21 protein-coding genes are annotated in these 21,670 nt (G+C 54.3%); 6 read left to right on the top strand and 15 right to left on the bottom strand.

All coding sequences use genetic code 11. The features are described from left to right. Positions 1-272: 272 nt before the first annotated feature. On the top strand, positions 273-872 hold the full coding sequence (locus F3J40_RS19010; protein WP_167017092.1) for a hypothetical protein: 600 nt from the start codon (positions 273-275) through the stop codon (positions 870-872). Between the two features lie 43 nt (positions 873-915). Further along, entirely contained in the window at positions 916-1,554 is a 639-nt protein-coding gene (locus F3J40_RS19015; protein WP_167017094.1) for a TenA family protein, read from the top strand. Between the two features lie 32 nt (positions 1,555-1,586). Here F3J40_RS19015 and F3J40_RS19020 read toward each other — a convergent pair whose 3' ends face one another. The 12 genes from F3J40_RS19020 to F3J40_RS19075 all read right to left on the bottom strand — a co-directional run bounded on the left by F3J40_RS19020 (position 1,587) and on the right by F3J40_RS19075 (position 12,027). Continuing rightward, positions 1,587-2,546 carry an apurinic/apyrimidinic endonuclease family protein gene (locus F3J40_RS19020; RefSeq protein WP_167017096.1) on the bottom strand — a complete coding sequence of 320 codons (960 nt, stop codon included), beginning with the start codon at positions 2,544-2,546 and terminating at the stop codon, positions 1,587-1,589. A 130-nt stretch (positions 2,547-2,676) separates the two neighbouring features. After that, positions 2,677-2,868: a hypothetical protein gene (locus F3J40_RS19025; RefSeq protein ID WP_167017098.1), complete on the bottom strand. Its 192-nt coding sequence runs from the start codon at positions 2,866-2,868 to the stop codon at positions 2,677-2,679. 77 nt (positions 2,869-2,945) lie between these two features. Beyond that, entirely contained in the window at positions 2,946-3,920 is a 975-nt protein-coding gene (locus tag F3J40_RS19030; protein WP_167017100.1) for a LysR family transcriptional regulator, read from the bottom strand. 113 nt (positions 3,921-4,033) lie between these two features. Beyond that, on the bottom strand, positions 4,034-4,726 hold the full coding sequence (locus F3J40_RS19035; RefSeq protein ID WP_167017101.1) for an amino acid ABC transporter permease: 693 nt from the start codon (positions 4,724-4,726) through the stop codon (positions 4,034-4,036). A gap of 13 nt (positions 4,727-4,739) precedes the next feature. Beyond that, complete coding sequence (locus F3J40_RS19040) at positions 4,740-5,432, bottom strand: amino acid ABC transporter permease (RefSeq protein WP_017349178.1); 693 nt, start codon at positions 5,430-5,432, stop codon at positions 4,740-4,742. A gap of 82 nt (positions 5,433-5,514) precedes the next feature. Beyond that, positions 5,515-6,336 carry a transporter substrate-binding domain-containing protein gene (locus tag F3J40_RS19045; protein ID WP_167017103.1) on the bottom strand — a complete coding sequence of 274 codons (822 nt, stop codon included), beginning with the start codon at positions 6,334-6,336 and terminating at the stop codon, positions 5,515-5,517. Positions 6,337-6,354: 18 nt separating this feature from the next. Further along, a complete protein-coding gene (locus tag F3J40_RS19050; RefSeq protein WP_167017105.1) occupies positions 6,355-7,092 on the bottom strand; it encodes an amino acid ABC transporter ATP-binding protein in 738 nt (245 codons plus the stop codon). A gap of 2 nt (positions 7,093-7,094) precedes the next feature. Continuing rightward, positions 7,095-7,667: a peroxidase-related enzyme gene (locus F3J40_RS19055; RefSeq protein ID WP_167017107.1), complete on the bottom strand. Its 573-nt coding sequence runs from the start codon at positions 7,665-7,667 to the stop codon at positions 7,095-7,097. Further along, the gene (locus F3J40_RS19060; protein WP_167017109.1) at positions 7,664-8,146 is read right to left on the bottom strand and encodes a CMD domain-containing protein; all 483 of its coding nucleotides are present in this window, start codon (positions 8,144-8,146) and stop codon (positions 7,664-7,666) included. The genes F3J40_RS19055 and F3J40_RS19060 overlap by 4 nt, the downstream gene beginning before the upstream one ends. Then, on the bottom strand, positions 8,143-9,594 hold the full coding sequence (locus tag F3J40_RS19065) for a flavin-containing monooxygenase (protein ID WP_167017111.1): 1,452 nt from the start codon (positions 9,592-9,594) through the stop codon (positions 8,143-8,145). The genes F3J40_RS19060 and F3J40_RS19065 overlap by 4 nt, the downstream gene beginning before the upstream one ends. A 256-nt stretch (positions 9,595-9,850) precedes the next feature. Next, positions 9,851-11,050 carry an FAD-dependent oxidoreductase gene (locus tag F3J40_RS19070; protein ID WP_167017113.1) on the bottom strand — a complete coding sequence of 400 codons (1,200 nt, stop codon included), beginning with the start codon at positions 11,048-11,050 and terminating at the stop codon, positions 9,851-9,853. A 77-nt stretch (positions 11,051-11,127) separates the two neighbouring features. Next, complete coding sequence (locus tag F3J40_RS19075) at positions 11,128-12,027, bottom strand: LysR family transcriptional regulator (protein WP_017349170.1); 900 nt, start codon at positions 12,025-12,027, stop codon at positions 11,128-11,130. A gap of 567 nt (positions 12,028-12,594) precedes the next feature. Between F3J40_RS19075 and F3J40_RS19080 the strand changes: the two genes are divergently transcribed. Beyond that, complete coding sequence (locus F3J40_RS19080; protein WP_167017115.1) at positions 12,595-13,902, top strand: MFS transporter; 1,308 nt, start codon at positions 12,595-12,597, stop codon at positions 13,900-13,902. A gap of 23 nt (positions 13,903-13,925) precedes the next feature. Further along, on the top strand, positions 13,926-15,398 hold the full coding sequence (locus F3J40_RS19085; RefSeq protein ID WP_167017117.1) for an amidase: 1,473 nt from the start codon (positions 13,926-13,928) through the stop codon (positions 15,396-15,398). Here F3J40_RS19085 and F3J40_RS19090 read toward each other — a convergent pair. Together F3J40_RS19090 and F3J40_RS19095 are read right to left on the bottom strand one after the other, a co-directional pair. After that, entirely contained in the window at positions 15,395-16,417 is a 1,023-nt protein-coding gene (locus tag F3J40_RS19090) for an ABC transporter substrate-binding protein (protein ID WP_167017119.1), read from the bottom strand. The genes F3J40_RS19085 and F3J40_RS19090 overlap by 4 nt on opposite strands. A 1-nt stretch (position 16,418) precedes the next feature. Beyond that, a complete protein-coding gene (locus F3J40_RS19095) occupies positions 16,419-18,536 on the bottom strand; it encodes a TonB-dependent receptor (protein ID WP_167017121.1) in 2,118 nt (705 codons plus the stop codon). Positions 18,537-18,830: 294 nt separating this feature from the next. On the opposite strand from F3J40_RS19095, the gene F3J40_RS19100 reads away from it, so the two are divergent. Both F3J40_RS19100 and copC read left to right on the top strand, forming a co-directional pair. Beyond that, positions 18,831-19,325 (top strand): DUF2946 domain-containing protein, encoded by a 495-nt coding sequence (locus tag F3J40_RS19100; RefSeq protein ID WP_167017124.1) that lies wholly within the window; start codon positions 18,831-18,833, stop codon positions 19,323-19,325. A 296-nt stretch (positions 19,326-19,621) separates the two neighbouring features. Next, on the top strand, positions 19,622-19,996 hold the full coding sequence (gene copC / locus F3J40_RS19105; protein ID WP_167017126.1) for a copper homeostasis periplasmic binding protein CopC: 375 nt from the start codon (positions 19,622-19,624) through the stop codon (positions 19,994-19,996). Between the two features lie 58 nt (positions 19,997-20,054). Here copC and proP read toward each other — a convergent pair whose 3' ends face one another. Beyond that, positions 20,055-21,524, bottom strand: a complete 1,470-nt coding sequence (gene proP, locus F3J40_RS19110) for a glycine betaine/L-proline transporter ProP (RefSeq protein ID WP_167017128.1) — start codon at positions 21,522-21,524, stop codon at positions 20,055-20,057. Between the last annotated feature and the right edge of the window lie 146 nt (positions 21,525-21,670).

A 21,670-nucleotide genomic window follows, 5' to 3' on the forward strand; every position in this document is an offset into this window, starting at 1 on the left:
GTGGCCGCAGTACCGGGACAGGCGTAAGTAGAAAAGCAGAATCACACAACAGGATTTGCAGGCTAACTATGAAAATAGTCTTACCAATGCCAACAAGGTGATAACGCGGTGACGGGCTACCACAGGGGCGGTATTTTTTGCTATAAGAAGGGCATGGCATCAGGCGCGGGCATCAAAACTGCCTGTGACAGGAAACCAGCGCAAGAGGAAGCGCGTCACTGATGCGCTTCCCCCTGAATGACGTTAAAAGGATTTTAAACGGTGGATATTACATGACGACGCTGCATTCTGTTGCCGTGCAACAGCTTCAGGCATTGCTGGCCATCCGACGTTTTGACCAGTGCTATTTATCCGAACGCGTGCCCGAAGATAATCAGGCCATTACCGGCTGGGCGGAAGCCCAGCTCAGTCAGGACAATCCGGGAGATAATCTGCTGATTCTGGCTTCGCTGAATTTCGATTGCCCGCCAGATGCGCATGACCTTGCCTGTTACCTGGATAAGTTTCTGCAAGAGCAGCAAATTGCCGAGTTGGATGACAATTTAGCCGCCACGCTGTGGTTACGGCGGGAGCTGGGCTTTATTCTCGACACGCGCAATCGTGCTGTGCTGATGAATTTGCTGTTTCGTTTCGACGATTATTTACTGGATCTTTCGCATACCCGCTTCACGCGAAAGACGCGTCGTTCACTCAGTCGTCTCTATCGCTACCTGTTCGAGGGTTATGACCAAAATTATGACCCCAAGGCAGAAGCCGACAGCATGAGTGATGAAACGCTGTTTGCTTACGTACACCAACAGGTCGCCCCGTTCTGTCGCGCGTTAAAAAATAACGACTGGCGTACCCTGCTGGCGGCACCGAAACGCCTGTGATATAAAAATTTCGCACCTGCACTCTACACCTCAAGGGAATAAAATGACTGGACGTTTCACCGATCACCTGCGCGCCATCTCACAACCCACCTGGGAAAATGCCGTTAACCACCGCTTTATTACTGCACTGTATGCCGGAGAAGTACCGGATGCCGCAATGAAAAACTATCTGATTCAGGACTACCGGTTTCTTGATAGCTTTTTAGTGTTGATCGGGGCGGCCATCACTCAGGCGGATACGCTGGAAGCCCGGTTACGCTTTGGTCGCTTTGCGGGCATGATCTCCTCGGATGAAGATACCTACTTCCAGCGCGCCTTTGCTGCGCTGGGGATTAACGAAGCAGAAGCGGCGAAAATCCCGGATACTGCCCCCACCGCGGGTTTCAAAGCGATCATGCGTGAAGCGGCGGCAACCGGCTCTTATCCGGTGATCCTGAGCGTATTAAACGTGGCGGAGTGGCTCTATTACGAGTGGGCATCGGCTGCACCGCGGCCACTGCCGGAAAACTTCATTTACGCAGAATGGGTGACGCTCCACGACAATCCGGATTTCAACGCCTTTGTTGCGTTTATTCGCAGCGAGCTGGATCGCACCGGGCCGAACGCGCCGGATATTTGCGAAGCTTTCTTCAAACGTGCCGTGGTACTCGAAGAACAATTCTTTGATGCGGCGTATGCCTGATAGCGTGAGCCCGGCGCTGGCCGGGCTGTTTCTCAAACCTGCTGCAGGCTATGGTAATAGAGCTGCGTGCTGGCGATATTTTTCATTTTCACCTCACACATCAGGTCAAACTGGCGGAAAGAGAGCGCCCAGTCGTTGAGTGTCGGATTGAAGTAGTAATCCGAATGGGCACGCAATTTGGCTTTAGATAACCCCAGCGTCTCCTGGTCAGGATACCCTTCTGTCGAGATCAGTCCTTCCTGAGAAATCGAATAGTGCAACACCGGCCGTACACCGCGCCACGAGGCGATCACTTGTTCAATGCGCGCATCATCAGGTCGAATAAACGCATTCTCTTTAACCCAATGATGGTGAATATCCAGCACAATCGGGCAGAGCTTTTGCGCCTGAAGGACATCATCCAGCGAACAAGACACTTCATCGTTCTCAACCGTCAGCATCAGCCGCGCTTCCGGGCTTAACCGACCAAATGCCTGGGCAAATCCGGCGAAACCCGCCTTGCCGTTCATATGAATATTGATTTTAAAATCCTGAAACGTACGACCATATCCCAGCCAACGTGCGCACAGGGTGTGATATTCCACATCTTCCAGCGCACGCGTCACAACATCCGGGTTATCTGATGCCAGCACCGTATATTGTCCAGGATGAAAAGAGAGGCGGATCCCCTGCTCACGCGCCAGATTACCGCAGCGCGTAAACAGCGGCAGCAAATCTGGCATCAGTTCCTGATACACCGGCCCCGCTTCCGGCACGGTATATAACGGCAATAAATCGCTGCCGATACGCATCATCCGCAGCGCTGGCGGCAGCAGTGCCAGTTCACGCAGCACATTTTCCAGCTGTAACAGGTTATTTTGCGCCAGCGGCGCAATGGCACTCACCCGCGCTGCATGGTCGAGCGCAAGAAAGCGGGTGCGCGTGGTTCCCTTAAAGGGGAAAGGCTGTTGTAGCGCGGAATTCAAATACTTACAGGCAAAACCAAATTTCATTAGGGCTCCTCAGGTTACGCCGCTAAGTGTATCAGCCTGAGGGAAAAGTGCCTGTTGAACGGTGAGTTTTTAGCAATTGTCCCGTAAACCCTCTCCCACTTAACCCCGTACTATTGAAATCACACATCATTCAAAGTTTCTTTTTTATTGCCGGAATGACGAACGCATCGAAAACCGCAGCAGCAAGAGTGGCAAAAATCCCACAAACAAACCAATAGTCAGGAATAAACAGGTAAGATAAAACAAACAGGACAATAGCGACGATATAAGCGAAAGAAACTGAAAGGATTTCCTTTAAAAAATTAGCCAGAAATCGCTTCATTCTTCACTTACCTTCTTTTAATTACCTTCGTGTTGACTCTCGTCATCACCACAAAAAGTGACAACGTCACGTAAAGATCAGGCTTCATCCTGATTCAGTAACCGCATCACGCGCGGGTGCTCTGAACCAGGTAAGCAGACAAAGTCAGGCAGCATCTCCTGGGCGGCGGTATTCAGCGCGCTGATCAGTGCCTGCGCGGCGGGCGACAGCTGGCGTCCTTGTGGGGTGATAACGCCAAAGAAATAAGGCACAACTTCTACCAACGGTCGAATGGCGACACCTTCCAGCGGCATGCCCCATGCGGTGACCGGCTCCAGAATGGCGACGCCAAGTCCGGCACGCACGCAGGCAAGAATATTGGCGGAGGCGTTGGTTTCGATCATCTCATGCGGTGCCACGTTCAGCTTTTTCAACACCTTGGCAAAGCGACCGCGCAAACGCAGGGGATCAAGCGGTGCCACCAGCCTGCGCCCGGCGAGGCACGCCAGCGTCAATTGCGACTGCGCAGCCAAAGCATCCTCCTGTGGCAGCGCCACCACGCAGCGGGACTCACCAATCCAGTGCAGTTCGAAAGCGTGGTGCTCAAGGGGCAAACTACACAGACCTACATCCGCATCTGCCGTGATCACTGAATGTGCGGTCTGCTCGGCGGATTCATTCACAATCTGGACTTTGTTCTGCAACCCTTGAGCTGCCAGCAACGCCAGCGCGCGGGGTAATAACCCTGCGGCCAGGGCGGGGGTCGCCGCAATACGCAGCGGACGATGTTGCTGCACGCCAATCTCCAGCGCTTGCTGGCGAATCTGTTCCAGGGAGAGCAGCGCTTTATGTACATACTGATGCAGTTGCAGCGCCTGTTCAGTGGCATGAATGCGCGGCCCGTTACGCATAAACAGCGCATAGCCCAGAGACTGCTCCAGTTCCTGAATCTGCCGGGACACCATGGGCTGCGAACGTTTCAGCGTTTTTGCTGCTGCCGTCACGCTCCCGGCGGCAATCACTGCCGCGAAAGCCTCAAGCTGGCGCAAGTCCAGATCGTTTAATGCGCTCATTGTTTTACTTCCCTGAAGGTGCGATAGCCGCCATTTTAAAAGGCCTATCGCCATGATGCACTGAAAAAAAACCCGAGCATCGGCTCGGGCATTGGGTCGCTTCACGCGCGTAATCAGGTACGTACTCGCAAGGCGGATTCGATTTTATCGGCCACTTTAGTCACCCCCCACGCGATGACCATATAGAACACCACTGCAACGCCAAAGGCCTCAAGGTAGTAGAAGTTCAGCGCAGCGGTGAGCTGTGCCTGTGCGAAGATATCCACCACCTCAATCGCAAACGCCAGTGACAGCGCCTTCATAATCACCATAAACGCATTGGCTAAATCGGGGATCGCCGACACGATAATTTGTGGAAACAACACCCGGCGGAACAGCTGCCAGCTACTGTAACCAAAGGCATAGGCCGCATCCGCCTGGCCTTTATCAAACGCGTTCAACGCCCCTTTCACCACTTCCGCCTGGAAAGCCGCCACGCAGGCACTCAGCGCCACAATAATGATCACCCAGTTCGGCATAGAGTGGGCATTAACGGCCACTCCAAGCTGCGTTGCGAAGAACTGTAACGCCGCCGGTAGGCCGTAATAAGCCAGGAAAATCACCACCACCATCGGCACGCCTTTAAAGGCAATTTTGTAGACCAGTACCGCCTGACGCAGCAGCGGAATACGCTTGTGCTCGATAAAGGCCAGCAGCCCACCTAACAGCGTGGCGCAGATAAAGATCGTCACCGCCATCGCCAGCGTGACGGGTACAGCATCCAGAATGCTCCAGAAATCTTCCAGCAGCAGAGAAGAATCAAACATGGTCATGCTCCTGTCAGATATTCGGCATTAGCGGGGCTTTTGCCGCCGCGCTTTTCTGTGTGAAACGACCCGCCCGGCGCTCAAAGGCGCGCACAATCAGCCACGCAATCAGACACAGCAGTGAATAGATCACCGCCAGAACCAGATAAGTCCCGAACTGATATTGGTTATAGGCGCGTTCCATAATCAGGTGTGCCGTCGCCATCACGTCGGCCGCGCCGATATACATCACCAGCGCCACGTTGTGGATCAGGTAAATGATCGCGTTACCGTAGCCCGGTAAGGCAATGTGCAGCGCTTGCGGCACAATCACCCTGGTGAGCTTGCGCCAGAAACCGTAGCCAAGACTATCCGCCGCATCATGCTGACCCCGCTCTACCGCCAGGTAGGCCGGACGCATCACTTCTGATAAGTAACCGCCGTGATAGAGACTCAAACCCACCATCGAAGCCACGGTCGCGGAAAGAAAATCCTCGACGCCAAACAGACCTGCCACCAGCGGCAGGCCATAAAACGCGACAAACAACTGCAACACCACCGGCACGCTGCGGGCATAGGAGACGTAAAGGTCTGCCAGTTGGCTGATCACCGGTACCCGACGCACGCGAAAGGTTGTCGCCAACAGGGCCAGCATAAAACCTGCAATCAGGGCGACAAAAACAATGGCGAGCGTCAGCGGTAATGCCGCAAGCAGCTCGGGAATCATTAGCGTTAGATTCACGTTAAAACACTCCAGACAAAATATTCAGCCGTGCCCGCAGGCCTGACGATTAAGGCGACGAATCGCCTTATTTCATGTACTTAACCACATCTTCGCCAAACCATTTCTGCGACAGTTTGTCGAGGGTGCCGTCGGCTTTCAGCTGTTGCAGCGCCTTGTTGATATCCTCGCTCAACACTTTGTTTTCATCAGATTTGTGGATCAGTACATAGGTGTCGTTGATGGAGACGGGCTCACTGGCTTTGATATCCAGTTTTTGGTTATCGATAACCGTCTGCTCACCCAGATTTGAAGGCAGAATCAGCGCGTCATATTTACCGCTCTGAACTTCTTTCAGGCGATCTGGGTAAGGAATACCGGCGCTGGAGGCCTTGATAGCGACTTTATCGTTCGGATTTTCCTGCTGCCACTGCATGACAAACTTGTACACGCCGCCACCCGCCGTCACCGGAACAATATTTTTGCCCACCAGGTCTTTCATGCCGTTGATGTTGCTGTCTTTGCGGCTGTAGATCTTCATCAGGCTTGCCCCAATTGGGCTGTCCGGGATCAGGAACTGTTTGCTGCGCGCAGGGGCTTTGTAATAGCCGCCGGTCGCGATGTCATATTTACCGGTGACCAGACCGGTCTCCTGGGCAATATCCGCTGCGCCTTCCATCACAAATTTATACTGTGGCAGTTTCGCATTGATGGCACGTAACACGTCTGGTTCGTAGCCCTGCGGCTCGACACCAATCGCGCCCCACGAGAGCGGTTTAGATTCAGCGGCAGTGGCAATTTTAATGGTACGCACGGCATCAGCGGCATAAGTCAGATTGGCTGAAGCCAGCGTTAACACAGCAGCACTGGCGAGGGCAAGGCGACGGAAAGTGGTAGTCAAAGCAGGCATGTTGGTTTCCTTTTATTCTTAGAAAGCGTGTTCAGCGTTAAGAAACTGGGCCAGTCGTGGCAGCGTTGGGCGGTCGAAAATCTCTTCCGGCGTCCCTTCTGCGGCCACCACACCCTGATCCATAAACACGATGCGGTTGGAAATACTTTTGGCAAACTGCATTTCATGGGTCACCAGCAGCGAGGTGATCCCCGAAGAGGTGACGTCTTTAATCACTTTCAGCACTTCACCCACCAGTTCCGGGTCAAGTGATGAGGTGGGTTCATCAAACAGAATCACATCTGGACGCACGGCTAACGCGCGGGCGATACCGGTACGCTGGAGCTGACCGCCCGAAAGCTGTGACGGATAGTGATCCATTTTGGTGGCCAGACCGACGCGCTCCAGCTCCTGACGCGCGATTTCCCGCGCTTCATCACGAGATTTCCCCTGCACCACCACCAGCGGATCCATCACGTTTTGCAGTACCGTCATGTTTTTAAACACGTTGAACTGTTGGAACACCATGGCCGTGCGCAGACGAACCGCCTGAACCGCTGCTTTGGTGGGTGACGGATAGTGCATCTCGATGTTGTCGAGACGAACCGTGCCCGCCGAAGGCTTGGCCAAATGGTTGATGCAGCGCAACAGCGTGGTTTTGCCGGTGCCGCTTGGGCCGATGATCGACACCACATCTCCCCGTTTTACCGACAAATTGACGCCACGCAGAATCGGGGTGCTGCCATAGGAGAGCGTAATATTATTCAGTTCAAGCATGGTTAATCTCCTTTGCCGGGTTCAGCATGACCCAGTACATGCATCAGACGGTTGGCCCAGCCAAAAATCGCGATGGCATGAATCAGGTCAATAATCTCTTCATCACTCAGGCCCGATGCACGCAGCGCCGCCATATCTTCTGCCGTGGCCTCAGCGGGAGTGACCGAAAGACGCTGTGCGAAGCGATACATCGCCGCATCACGCGCGTTAAGCCGATCAGGCAGATTGAAATAGAGCGCGCTCACCAGCGCATCACTCTTCACCAGCTGTGCATGGCGGCGTGCATGTACCACGGCGCAATACTTACAACCGTTGGTCACAGAAGCGCCCAGCGCGCCCACTTCCCGTGCGGCACGATCCAGGCCGCCCTCTACGTACATAATGGCGTTGAACAACACCGTCCGCGCGACATAGCTTTCCGGGTCGTGCGCCAGGGTGCGCACATACTCGGAGATCTTCTTGCTGGAAGGCGTGACTTTCATCGCCTCCAACTGTTCCGCATTGGCTTCATCCAGGCTGACTGGCGTGATATAGGGATGCCAGTTCAGGGGTTTTAGCGTCACTGACGGGATCATAAGGACCTCAACAAACGCAGGCCAGCCGCGACGCGCGTCTGGAAATTAACAAATGCAATCAGCTCCGACAGCGCAACAATTTGTGGATTGTTCAACCCGGCTTCAGCCAGTAGCGCCATATCGTTGGCTTCCGCCAGCGACGGGGTTAAGGTCACACGATCGGCCTGACGGGCCAGGGCGGCCAGCGGTTGCGCCAGTTCAGTCTCCCCTGCGGCCAGTGCTAACAGCGTGGCGTCTGGCTGCTGTGCGGCCAGTAATTCACGGTACTCCGCCACTAACGCGGCATCGTTATTCAGTGCCGCAATACGTTGTGCCAGAGCCAAACGTAGCGCGGAGGAGAGCCCCTGATCGCTGGCGGGTTGCAACACCGCATCACGGCACTGTTCGGCTCCCGAGACAAATTCCGGACGGAAACGGCGCGCGGCGTAAAGTTGATCCTGCGGGGTCAGACCAGCAGCCTTGTCGATGGCGTCAATCACAAGCCATTCTCCTGTTTCAGTAAGGGGGTAGAATCTATCCACTCGTCACCCAGCAATTCCGGCTTATCAAAGGCTTGCAGGTTGGCGAAATGCGTTTCAACATCTTCGGCAAACAGTGAGGCTGCCAGCGCGCGCACCAGGCGATCCGCCCCTGCGCTTACCGCCGGGATGTCGCCAGAGACCTTGCCGTGCGTCAGCATTGCGGCATCGTTGAAGCAGTGAATGTGGGCCAGTATCGGGCACGCGCCGGGCTGGCGTTCGCGGAAGGCGAAGTCGGGGCCGAGATCGGGAGCCTGCAGCAGGCTGGCGCGCGGCGCGCCCATCTCAGGGCGATAGCGTCCATCAGCCCAACTGCGGATATGCGGCGCCAGGGCGGCAAATTCAGATCGGCCATGAAAATCATTGGCAAATCCGGTGGCCGCAATCAGAAAATCGTAGGTCATCTCCCCTTGCGTGGTGTCAATCAGCAGCGCATCGCCCTGTTGAGTCACCGCGTTAATGGCACAGTCGAGGAAGAAATGCGCATTCGCATGGCGCGACACACGCAGGGTTGAAGCGCGTGGAGGAGGCGTTTGCATGGTTGCGGTGTAATCAACAAACTTCCACTTCCAGCTGTCAGGTAACTGGAACATGCCATGGACCACGCCCTGGCTACCAATACCGGTCATTTTGTTAATGCGCGGCATCTCTTTGCGGCGGATCAGCAAGTCTACCGTGGCCGCACCCGCTTCCAGCGCCGTCGCGGCATTGTCCATCGAGGAGGCACCCGCACCAATCACCGCAACCCGCTTGCCTTTAAGCTGTGCGAAGTCAATCGGGTCGGCAGAGTGCGCCCACAGATGGCGATCAACATGACGCAGGAACTCTGGCACGGCGGCACCACCAAGACCTGAACGGCCTGTGGCGAGCACCAGGCGGCGCGTTAATACCCGTCCCGTCTCAGCACCACTGAGTTCGAGCGCAATCAGGCTCTCTTGTTGCGTAATACCCGTAATACGCACGCCATTATGCACTGGCAGGTTCAGCACCTGGCGATACCACACCAGATAATCCATCCATTGTGCTTTCGGGATTTTATCCAGCGCTTCCCACGCGTCTACGCCCCACTGCGCGGTAAACCAGGCGCGGAAAGTCAGTTGCGGCAACCCCAGAGCCGGGCCGTGTAACGTTTTGGGCGAACGCAATGTTTCCATGCGGGCAAAAGTGACCCATGGCCCTTCTTGCCCCGCTGCGGCGGCATCATAAGTGACGATGTTGTCAATGCCGCTCAGCAGGAGTTTGGCCGTTGCCGCCAGGCCACACATACCAGCGCCTATCACCACAACATCCCGCACCTGCTCGCCCTGATACTGACGCGGCGGCACCCAGGCTTTCGCTGGCAGCTCCAGCAAGTCGAGATCCTGTTGCAGTCTGGCTTCCAGTGCCTGTAATCCGGTGGATGAATTCATGCAATCATGTCCTGATCAAAGCGCGATAGGCCGCGCCGCTGAGCATAATAAGAGGGTTGTTATTATTCATATTGATTATGATTAAATGCTTATGATTTATAATATGCATAATAAAAACAGGAGGCCGCATACTCACCTGACGCCAGAAATCAGTCAAGGGATGCGCTGGGTTTTTGACCGATGGATTTCTTATATCTTATGTCAGAAAAAGCATATAGGCGGGAAAGCCCCAGCGTGGTGCTGAGGCGAAAGAGGCTTAAAGACGCGGTGTTTCCATACGAAAACCGAGGCCAATCAGGCGACCGAAGACAAAACGCAGCCAGGGAAAACGGGCAATGATGCCGGGAATTGGGCTTTTTTTCCCACTGCTCTTCTTCTTGCCACTCATTTTAATTTGCAGGAACTGCGTGGCAACGGTGGGGAAATGACGGCGCTTTTGCACACTGGCTAAATCATTCAACGTTAGCGTGCCCTGGCGTAGCGGCTCGGTTAACAAATTCGCGCAGGCAACGGCATCCTGAATAGCGAGGTTCACGCCCACTCCCCCAATCGGTGACATGGCATGGGCCGCATCGCCGATACACAGCACGCCCGGCTTCATCCATTTTTCCAGCCGATCAATTTTAATCACCAGCAGCTTTAACTGCTCCCACGCGGTGATCTCTTCCAGTCTTTCCACCGGGAACGGGGCAACAGCTGCAATATTTGCTTTCAGCGCAGGCAAGCCACGTTGCTTCAGGCTTTCAAACTGGCCTTTATCAATGGTGTAGCCACACTGCCAGTAATCGCCGCGATCAATCATAATAAAGTTATGCCGTGGCCCTTTGTGGCCCATTCCCCAGTCTGGATCGCCTGCGTGTTTGCTCAGTTTCAGCCATAGCACATCACGCGAAGCGCCAAAACTCTGGCTCACCAGCCCACTCTTCGCCCTGACCTGCGAATGTCGGCCATCGGCACCGATCACCAGCGGGCAGCGAATTTCCATCGGTTGCCCTGCGCGCACTGCTTTAATCCCGACCACCACACCCTGCTCTTCTAACAGATCGTCAAATTGCGTTGAGGTGAGTAACGTAAAGCCGGGGAACTGCGCGCTCTTTTGGGCGAGGAAGTTGAGAAAATCCCACTGCGGCATAAAAGCAATAAAACGGCACTGTACGGGCAGGCGCGAAAAATCGGCCATCGTCACTTCCTGCCCGCCAATTTCTGCCTGTAGTTTTTCTGCTTTTTGATGTGGCAGTTGCAGCAGCTCTTGCAACAGGCCGAGATGATGCATGACTTCCAGGGTGGAAGGATGAATGGTATCGCCACGGAAATCGCGCAGAAAGTCAGCATGTTTTTCTACCACCACCACGCGCAGGCCCGCGCGGGCAAACAGATAGGCCAACATCAGGCCGGCTGGGCCGCCGCCGACAATACAGCAATCTGCTGACAGGTTTTCATAAGGTTGTGGCTGCATTGCGTGTCTCCCGTTTATGCCAGACCTTATTATGATAATAATTCTCATTACTGTATAGCGCGATTGCTGCGCATCGCCTACTGATTTTGCCGTCTGATACGCGCCGCCAGCATGTCATGAAACAGCCGACTGGCTATCGACACGCTGCGCTTACGCGGCATGCAGAGATCGACTTTTACTACGCCAAGCTGGAGATCGGTCAGTAACGTGGCAATCAATCGACCCTGTTCCTGGTGGTCATCGACATTCAGTTGCGGCTGGATAATGATTGCCTGGCCTAGCAGTGCCAGCTGCTTTTGCACATCCAGAGAGCTGGTGACAAAGCGCAAATCAAACTGTAGCCCTTCGCGTCGGGCCGCGGACTCCAGCGACTGACGCATCGAATAGTTAGCCGGGGGGATCGCAATCGGATGCTGTGCGATATCTCGCAGGGTCAGAAAGCTTTTCCCCGCCAATTCATGGTCAGCGGCCATCATCACTTTATGTTGCAGTTCGCAGCTGTGGGTCACGCTCAATTCGCTGGTAACCGGCATATAAAACGTGAGGGCCAGATCAACCTGCCCATTAACCAGCGCCTCGGCCACCAACGGCGCGCTGCCCACATCGATTTCGAAACCCACATGGGGATGCAGCTTACGAAAATCGGCTATTGTGGGGGCGACAAACGGCCCCACCAGGCTTTCAGCACAGCAGATGCGGACAATGCCGGTGACAATACTTTGTGTCGCCGCAATCTTCTCTTTAACCACGTCCAGTTCACGTAACGTCGCCTGCACCGCCTGAGCCAGATACTCACCCTCTTTGGTGAGCTTGATCCCGCGCGGACTGCGTTCAATCAGTTGTGCACCATAATAGTGTTCCAGTTGCTCAATTTGCCGCGTAACTGCGGTAGGCGTGACAAACAGCTTTTCTGCCGCATCACGTAATGAAGTGGACTGCGCCACCTGACTGAAATAACGCAAGGCTCGTAACTGCATATTAAGTTTTCAGGCTCCGCTGTTTGCACTGCATATCGAATAATCAACATAACCGGAGTGGGAGAAATAAACCAGCTGGCACATTTTGGTGCACTATTGGGGCAATTACCTCAGCCGGTATTTAATGATTGAACCATAAGCGTGCAATTTATTTTTCCGCTCACTGCGCGCGATCACAGATTTATTTCACTTATTTAAAATCAATAAGTTACAATCAAATCCGTGCAGCAATTTATTTGCTAAAAACATGACAGAACGCACATTTTGAGTGCATATGTTTTCTCCTCAGCATAAGACCCTGACTTTCCTCTGATGAAAAAAATCATAACAAGCTGATTTATAATCATTTTGTTGTTTTATTGATTTTTCCTATGTCAGGCAGGCATATAAAGTGCACTCATTTTGTGTGCACCGGGCAAGCTGATTTGTGATAGTCACTGCCAAAGTGCTTTGCTATATCTGAATACGCCCTTAGGGCCAATAACAATAAATCTCCCGGAAATTATGATAACGGCATAAAAAGAGTCATCACACGATTGCCCATATCACCCGTTCGAGGAAAACGACATGGTAAATGAAACAGTTCCCCGCCAGGCAACGCGAAAAGAAGTTTTCGCCGTAGTGCTTGGTGCCGCAATCGAGTTTTTTGATTTCAGTGCCTACGCCACTTTTGCTGTGATGATCGGCAATGCCTTTTTCCCCTCCGACAATGCATTTGTCAGCCTGATGTTATCCGTTTCAGTATTTGGCATTGGCTTTGTAGTACGCCCGCTCGGCGCAATATTTATTGGCAGCTACGCTGACCGGGTGGGACGTAAACCGGCCATGCTGCTGACCATGCTGTTCATGACTATCGGTACGGGTGGTCTGGTGTTTTTGCCCAGTTATGCCACGTTAGGGCTGGCCGCACCAATATTGCTGGTGGTGTTGCGTATGTTACAAGGGTTGGCCTGGGGCGGTGAAGCAGGCCCGGCGACCACCTTTATTATGGAAGCGGCACCGCAGGGCAAACGGGCATTTTATACCAGTTGGCAGATCGTAGCTCAGGGACTGGCGGGGATCAGCGCTGGGGTCATTGGCTTTGCGCTGACTCAGCTGTTGACCCCCGAGCAACTGGCCGGTTGGGGCTGGCGTATTCCGTTCGCCTTTGGCTTGTTGGTCCTGCCCATGGCGATCTATCTGCGCCGTAACCTGAATGAAACCTTCAATGTGGAAGAGAACACCGTTGCCACCAGCACCCGCAGCCTGCTCACCGAAGTGTTTAGCAAATATCGTCGCCTGGTGCTGTTGGGCATTTTTATTCTCTGCGGTAGCACAATCACGCAGTACTTCCTGAATTACATGACCACCTATGCGCTCAGCGAATTGCACTTTGCCCCAGGCATGGCAATGGTCTCGACCATTCTGATCGGCGTCTGCGTGGTGGTGTTTTCACTGGTTGGCGGGTGGATGGCCGACCGTTTTGGTCGCAAGTTTACCATTATCGTGCCACGCCTGATTCTGCTGTTGTTATTACTACCTGGGCTGGAAATCATTAATACCTTCCCGACGCCAGCCGTATTCTTCAGCGTCATCACCCTGTTTGCGGCGTTACAGTGCATCAGTGGTTCGGGCGTCCTGGTGGCGCTGTGTGAGAACTTCCCACGCTATATCCGCTCAACAGGTTTCTCGATTGCCTACGCCTTCGGTATCACGCTGTTCGGCGGCACAGCGCAGATCGTCTTCTCCTGGCTGATTAAAGCCACCGGTAATCCGGTCTCGCCGGGCTATTACCTGATCGCCGCCAATATTTTATGTCTGATTTCAGTGGCCCTGCTCAGGGAAAGGCCGCGCGCTTCCAGACCGGTAACGCTCAAGCCCCTGGTTAACCGCTAAACCAATCCACAGGAGTGAAAAACATGAACACAGTGATGAGTTGGGAAGAGTGGGCCGCCCACGACGCTACCGCACTGGCCGAGCGCCTGCAACAGCGTGAAGTAACTGCCGCTGAACTGGCAGCACAGGCCGCTGCGGCCGTGGCGAAGGTGAATCCTGCGCTAAATGCGGTGGTGGAACTGTTTGATGATGCCATTGCCACCCCCGCCACCGATGGCACACAGCTGGACAGTGGATTTAACGGCGTGCCGTTTTTGATGAAAGATCTCGGCCCAGGGGTGAAAGGCCGTCTACAGGAGCAGGGTTCGCTGTTCATGCAGGGTAACCGCCCAGCGGAAGACGGCTTTCTCACTCAGAAGATTCGCGCGGCGGGTTTAAATATTATTGGTCGCAGCGCCACACCCGAATTTGGCGTCTGTGGCTCGGCAGAAAACCCGGCGGTCTATGTTGCGCATAATCCGTGGAACCCGGAATACACCACCTTTGGCTCCTCTGCCGGGGCTTGTGCGTCAGTGGCTGCGGGAGTCTTGCCATTAGCACACGCCACGGACGGCGGGGGTTCCATCCGCATTCCTGCGGGGTCACACGGGTTAATTGGCCTGAAAAGCACGCGCGGCGTGTTTTCCATTGCCCCGGCACTCAGTGATATTACCGGCTACGTCTCGACTCAGGGCTGTGTCAGTCGCAGCGTGCGCGACACGGCAAACTTTATCGATCGCTGTCGCGGCGGCGCGCCGGGTGAGTTTATGCCCTACTGGCACAGCAGTGAACCCTATGCCACGCTCATCAATCGCGATCCTCAGCCTTTACGCATTGCTGTATCACACGAATGGGGCAACTACTCTGCCGATCCGCACTTTGTTAGCGAACTAGAACGCACCGTGACGCTGTTGCAGGAGTTGGGTCATCAGGTTGAGTGGGTAACGCCAGATATTGATTTCGAAACCGCCTTTGCGGCCCAAACCACCTGTTACATCAGCAATTTTGCGCAGTTTATTCAGCGGTTGTTGGAGAAAAAAGGCTTAACGGCACCGCCTGAAGATAAAGTTGAACCCATCAATATCCGCATCTGGCAAAAAGGGCTGAATATGTCTTACAGCGAGCGCTGGCAGATGCAAGATGTGTTTAACAGCGTGTCGCGCAAGCTGGGTGAGTTTTATCAACAGTGGGATATGGTTCTGACGCCGACCTTTGCCAAACCCACGCCGCTGATGGGTGAAAAACGCTATTTGACGCTGAGTGACAACCCGGATGTGCTGAGCTGGTTCTACGATCTGTGGGAAATCTTCTCCTACACGCCACTGGCAAGCCTGACCGGCACGGCGGGTATTTCTGTTCCTCTGGCGCGCCAGGCTTCAGGACTGCCGCTGGGAATGCACTTCCAGACACGCCAGGCGAATGACGGCCAGTTACTGCAACTGGCCGCGCAACTGGAGCGCGCAATGGGAGGACGCTTTATGCCCCATTCGCGCCCACAGGTGCATGTTACCCGTTAAGGCTGCGTAGCGGGCGGTTGCGCATGGAGAATACGCGCCGCCTCTTCCGCACTCAGGGGGTAGTTAAAGAAGCGACGGTAGAAGTCCTGGGTTTCGGGGATCATGTTACTGCGTGGAAATAGCTCGGGATGCAGCAGTTGGGTCGCCCACTGAATTTGTAGCGCCGCTTCAACCCCATAGCGATCCCAGGGAAACACGCCTGCCGGATTCTGCCACACCTGATGTCGCTGTACCGCCTTAAGCGGCGCAAACAGACTGGCGTAATCCGAGTTCGCCAGTTCTCCCGCACCTGCGCCAATAATGATCACATCTGGCTGCCACTTCAGAATGGTCTCTGGTGAGACCGGCTTCATGTTGCCATCCACTGAGGCGGCAGCATTACGCCCGCCTGCCAGCGTAATCCAGGTATCGATCAGCGTATTGCGCCCGTCCACCTTCAATGGATGCAGAGACTCAATGTGCAACACCGAGGGGCGCTGCTGAGCCGTTAGCCCTGCCGTCTTTTGCTTTATAGCCGCTATCTGTTGCTCCAGATAGCGATTGTAAGCCACCGCACGTTGCTCAACCTGCTCTCCTCCCACCACCTGTGCGGTAGTGAGCATGGAACGCTCCATCGACGGGAAATCATCAAAGCGCATTTCAAACACCGGCAGTCCGGCCTGGCGGTAGGCGGCGGCATCAGGATCGCCTGCCGGGACAAAGACCGCATCCACCTTGCGTGTCACCAACGCCTCACTGTCAAAGGTTTTGCCGCGCACCTGCAATGCCTGATTGAGAGAGGGCTGTAGACGGAACATCCAGGGATGATCTTCAGGGTGATTAACGGTGGCGACAATGCGATCCCCTGCCCCTAACGCCATGAGCAGCGAATGATGGGCAAACCAGCCATCGGCAATACGGTTCACCGCATGGTTCACAACCACCTGATTGCCGACATCATCGGTGATGGTTTGTGCCACACCGGGTGTGCCATACATCAGCGAGCTGGTTGCCAGCAGTAACGCTAATACTCTACGCATGTTAAAAGTCCAGTTTCATTGATAGCTCAATCATGCGCGGATCGCCCAATGAAGCGCTGGCATTCCCCGCACCGCTGTACCCATTCAGGCCGCCAGGGACAATGTTAGTCCAGTAGTGACGATTGAACAGATTAGTGACGTCCAGACGGAACGTGGTAGCGGTATTAAACAGACGGGTGTGCCAGGCGGAACCCGCATCAAAGGTGGCGTAGCTGCCGACCCAGTGCGCATTTTGGTTATCGCTGGCACGGCGTCCAACGTAATGCGCACCGCCGTGAATATCCACCCCGGCAGCAGGTAAGAGGTCATAAGCCACAAACAGGCTGGACGCGTAGCGCGGCAGACCCACCACTTGTTTATCCTGCGTGCTGCTGCTGGCGGTTTTTAGCAATCTAGGGTCCAGCCAGCTCATGCCGCCAAACCAGTGCAGGCGCGGCGTCAGGTTGCCGCTGACATTTAGCTCAAGCCCTCGGTTACGCTGTTCGCCATCCACTGCATAGTCGCCCTCGCTGTTGGTGTAAGCATAGGGGCGTTTGATCTGGAACAGTGCGGCACTGTACAGCGTCTCGCCGACCACCAGCTTGCTGCCCGCCTCGATTTGCGTGCTGCGGTATGGCGCTAAGATGTTACCCGCGTTATGGGAGCCACTTGGCGCGGTATCCCCTTGTTGCAGGCTGTTGGCCCAACTGACGTAGAGCGTCAGGGGATCAACCGGTTTCCAGCTCAGGTTGGCTGAGCCGCTGAAACCACTGTTGTCGCTGCTGCTGGTTTGCGTACCGGTTTTGCTGTAGTTCGCCGAGGTCAGCAAGCTTTCGCTGCCTGCCAGTAACAGGCTCCACTGTGGGGAGAACTGGAGGTTGTCACTCAACAGGAAAGCGTGTTGAGTGGCAGTAGCGGAGTGGTAGCGATCGGTAAAGTCGGGATAATCAGGCTCTGCAAACGCCTGTGGGTTATCCAGAGAAGCCGACCCTAATGTCTGGGTTGCACCATTAACGGGATTCATGTTTTTCCAGACAAACCCGCGTACCCCAGCGGATACCTGATGGTGTAACCAGCCAGTGTCAATTTCACCGTTGAGGTTCGCCAGATAACTGTTGATGGTGAAACGGCTCGCCGTAGCGGAAGACGTGGTGGTGGTATACGCGCCAGCCGCATTGGTAAAGGTATTGGTGACCGCCGTGGATTCACGATCGGCTATCTGGCGCAGTACGCCAATTTCGCCCTGCCAGTTTCCGTCAAAATCATGTTTGAGATGAACGCTGGCCGTCAGGGTGTGGTTATCATCACCCGCATAATACTGGCCCAGATGGGCAGTTTTGGGATTCAGCGCCGCCGGGAAACTCATGCCGCTGCCCAGGGCAAATTTGCCAGGCAGGCCTTTATCGTAAAAATGATATTCGCTGATATTGGTTTCCAGCACGGTGCTATCGGTCAGATTGGCATCCACGGCCAGGCTGAAGAGCTGACGGCGTTTGACGCTGCCACTGACGTAACCCCGCCCTTCATCATCCAACAGGTTCAGGCGGTAGCGCACACGATCGTTGTTATCCAGTGGGCCACTGAAATCCAGCGCCAGTTCGTGACTCAGACCGGTGCCTACGCCAAAGGTCAGGCTGTGTTGTGCTGTGTCTGTCGGGCGTTTCGCCACAAAGTTAAACAGCCCCGCCGGGTTAGCCGGACCGTAGAGCGCCCCCGCCAGACCGTTGAGTATTTCAATATGATCGAACTGCTCGGCGGCGTAGTCGGTGGTGGAAACCACATTCAGCCCGTCAATCATGCTGTTCTGCACTACGCTGCCCTGCATCCCCCGCGTTTGCGGGCGTGCGCCATCCCCCTGTACTGAGGGCAAGTAACGATACAGATCAGTGACGCTTTTCAGTTGCTGCTGCTGTATCTGCTGTGAGGAGATACTTTGCACGGACCACGGCGTATTGCGGATATCTTGCTGACCGAGATTGCCCAGTCTCGCGCTAGCATTAACGGCAGTGGTGTTTTTTTGCGGTGCCGCGCTCACGGTCAACGTCGGTTGTTCAGTGTTTTCACTTGCCACAGCCTGACCGACCGCTGCACTGATCAACAGGCACAAGAGCTTGCGCCGGGCGCTTAGCGGGGAATTCATCCTGTTCTTTCCTCGTCCATAGAGATGCCAAAATGGTGCGTTATGATATTTTTTTAGGCGGCGAGTATAGATGATGTAAAACAGCGGGGAAAACAACAAATGTGTCAATCAGTAAGTAGCGTGAACCTTTTACCGTAAACCCCCCAAATAAATAGGGTCGCAAAAAACCAAACCAGAGTGGTTTGATTATTGCGGCATGATGGCGCTGGCGATATTAATTTTAAAAAAACATTAACAAGCACGCCCCTTTTAATTACACTGACACCCCATAAATATCCTTGCCGGACACCCGTTGTGCGTTTCCTGATAAGACTCTCCCGCAAAAAACAGCCCGCCGCGATCGCGATTCTTGCGATCCTGATGCTGTTTATTGCACCGGAAGTGTCGAGAACGCTTGAACACTGGCGGCTGGCTCAGCCACACGTCATCGCGGCTCACCATGCGGCATTATCGTCAGAGGCGATGCACAGCGATGACATGCCCGGTATGGATATGTCCGGCACAGCGCATGAGGCCATGGCCTCATCCTCTGCGGAGCACAACGTCGGGCACCCGACAACCATGGCTGGCATGCCAGGGATGATGTCGGGAGGCAATATGCTCGATGACATTGCCTGCGGCTACTGCCTGGTCCTGACGCATCTGCCGCTGATGCTGTGGATTTTCACCGCCATTGTCTGGCTGACTCTCCGGGCCTCTATTTCTCCGCCACCTCGGCAAGTTATTTCCTTCTTCCCCTTATATTTTCCGGGTCTGGTTCAGCCCCGTGCGCCTCCCTATTACGCCTGATTTCGGCTCATCAGTTTCGTTTTAATGCTGATGTTGAAAATGGTTATTTGTATTTTGCACTTTGTGTAGGGTCGCTGACGCCTTTTAAATATCATCGCAGGCACGCCATTATTTCGATGCGGGTGCGTCCACCCTGAGCCTTTTATTTTTCAGCGGCCTTATCGGTGTTATTTATTTGCGCACTACTCGCTTTACGTCTGCATGACCTCTGATATGCAGAGGGAAGTCTTACTGCTGCGCACAACGCACACTTTTCCTGTCCCGGTGTGGGACCACGTTAATCAATGGAGTTCGATATGTTTTACAAAATGAAGATGGCATTAACTGCAGCAACCGTCGTCGCGGGTCTGCTTTGCAGCCAGCAGGCAATGGCGCATGCGCACCTGGCCTCAGCCGTACCGGCAGATATGAGCAGCGTGGCCCAGTCACCGGACAAGCTGTCGCTCTCTTTTACTGAAGATCTGGAAGTGGGTTTCAGCGGGGTAAAAATCACTGACGCCAGCGGTGCTACCGTGAAAGAAGGCAAAGCCGAGTTGGCACCTGCGGACAAGAAGAACCTGATTATCCCAATCACCACCCCTCTCAAAGCGGGAGATTATCAAATTGAGTGGCATGCCCTGTCGGTAGATGGCCATAAAACCCAGGGTAAATATATGTTTACCGTGAAATAACACGCATAAAAAAGCCGCGCTACCAAAGGTAACGCGGCGGCTTTCATAGAAAAAGTGCTTAATCTGCGGCGGTGCGCGCCAGTTCGCGGGCTACCGCTTTCTTACGCTCATGTTGACCACGCAGCTTTTTAATCAGGCTATGGGCTTCAGCGCGGGTTGCCACCGCAGGCATCGAACCACTCAGCGGTTTGCGTGCGGTTTCACGCAGCGTGTACACCGTGATCAGGCCAATCGCACCGGCACCCATCATGTAGTATGCCGGCATCATGACGTTTTGCGTGGTATCGACCAACCATGCCGTCACCAGCGGTGTTGTCCCACCGAACAGGGAAACCGAAACGTTAAAACCGATCGCCAGCGCACTGTAGCGGATATCCGTAACGAACAGAGCCGGAAGCGTTGATGGCGTACCACCACTGAAGGTGGTATGCAGAATGCCTAACACCACCAGACCCGCCAGCACCAGGGCGATATCACCACTGCCAATCAACATGAAGCTCGGTATCGCCAGCACCACCAGACCTGCCGCACCAAAACCGATCACCGGGCGACGACCAATACGGTCCGTCAGGTGACCCCACAACAGCGTCAGCGGCATCATCAGGATCATCACCACCATCACCAACAACAGGCCGGTCAGTTCAGACATGTGCAACACGCCAGTGAGGTAACTCGGCATGTAGGAGGTCAACATGTAGTTCGACACATTGAAGACCAGCACCAGGCCAATACATTTCAGCATCTGATGACGATATTTATGCAGCATCTGCCAAAGAGTCAGACTGGGCTTTGCGTGTTCACGCGCTTCCTGCTGCTCCATATGTTTCTGGAACGCCGGCGTCTCTTCCAGCTTCAGGCGCACAAACAGGCCAAACAAGCCCAGCGGTGCAGCGAGGAAGAACGGAATACGCCAGCCCCAGCTCAGCATATCTTCACTGGACAGCAGTGATGTCATGCCTGTTACCAGCGCCGCACCGAGGATATAACCGAGAATCGTACCAAATTCCAGGAAACTCCCGGTGAAACCACGGCGTTTATCCGTTGAATATTCAGCGATAAATGTTGCTGCCCCACCATATTCTCCGCCGGTGGAGAAGCCCTGTACCAGACGTGCTAATAACAGCAGGATGGGCGCCATAATACCGATTTTGCTGTAGTCAGGGATCAGGCCAATACAGAACGTCCCGATTGACATCATTATCATGGTGAAGGCCAGCACTTTCTGTCGACCATAGCGATCGCCCAATGGGCCAAATACCATCCCACCGATGGGTCGAACTAAAAAGGCTGCGGCGAAGGTCCCGAAGGAGGCAATTAACTGGGCCGTATTGCTGGCATCGGGGAAAAACACTTTACCGATGATCACGGCAAGGTAGCTATATACACCGAAGTCGAACCACTCCATGGTGTTGCCAAGCGCTGCGGCACCTACCGCTCGCTTCAGCAATTTATTGTCGACGACGGTAATATCATCCACCGTGAGATTGCTTTTATCTGGATGTTGCGCAGGTGTTATTCTGGTGCTCATAGACTCCCCAATATTGCGTGAAGAGCGTGCTCATAGCTTTCAATTCCGTCATCACCACAGCTGGGCTGGAAAGCTATAAGTCGCCATTACATTGTTTTAATTTCCGACAGTGTAAAACCGCCAGATACGGGCCACCATAACCAATA

It is taken from the genome of Candidatus Pantoea multigeneris, assembly GCF_011752615.1.
In the GTDB taxonomy this organism is placed as follows: domain Bacteria; phylum Pseudomonadota; class Gammaproteobacteria; order Enterobacterales; family Enterobacteriaceae; genus Pantoea; species Pantoea multigeneris.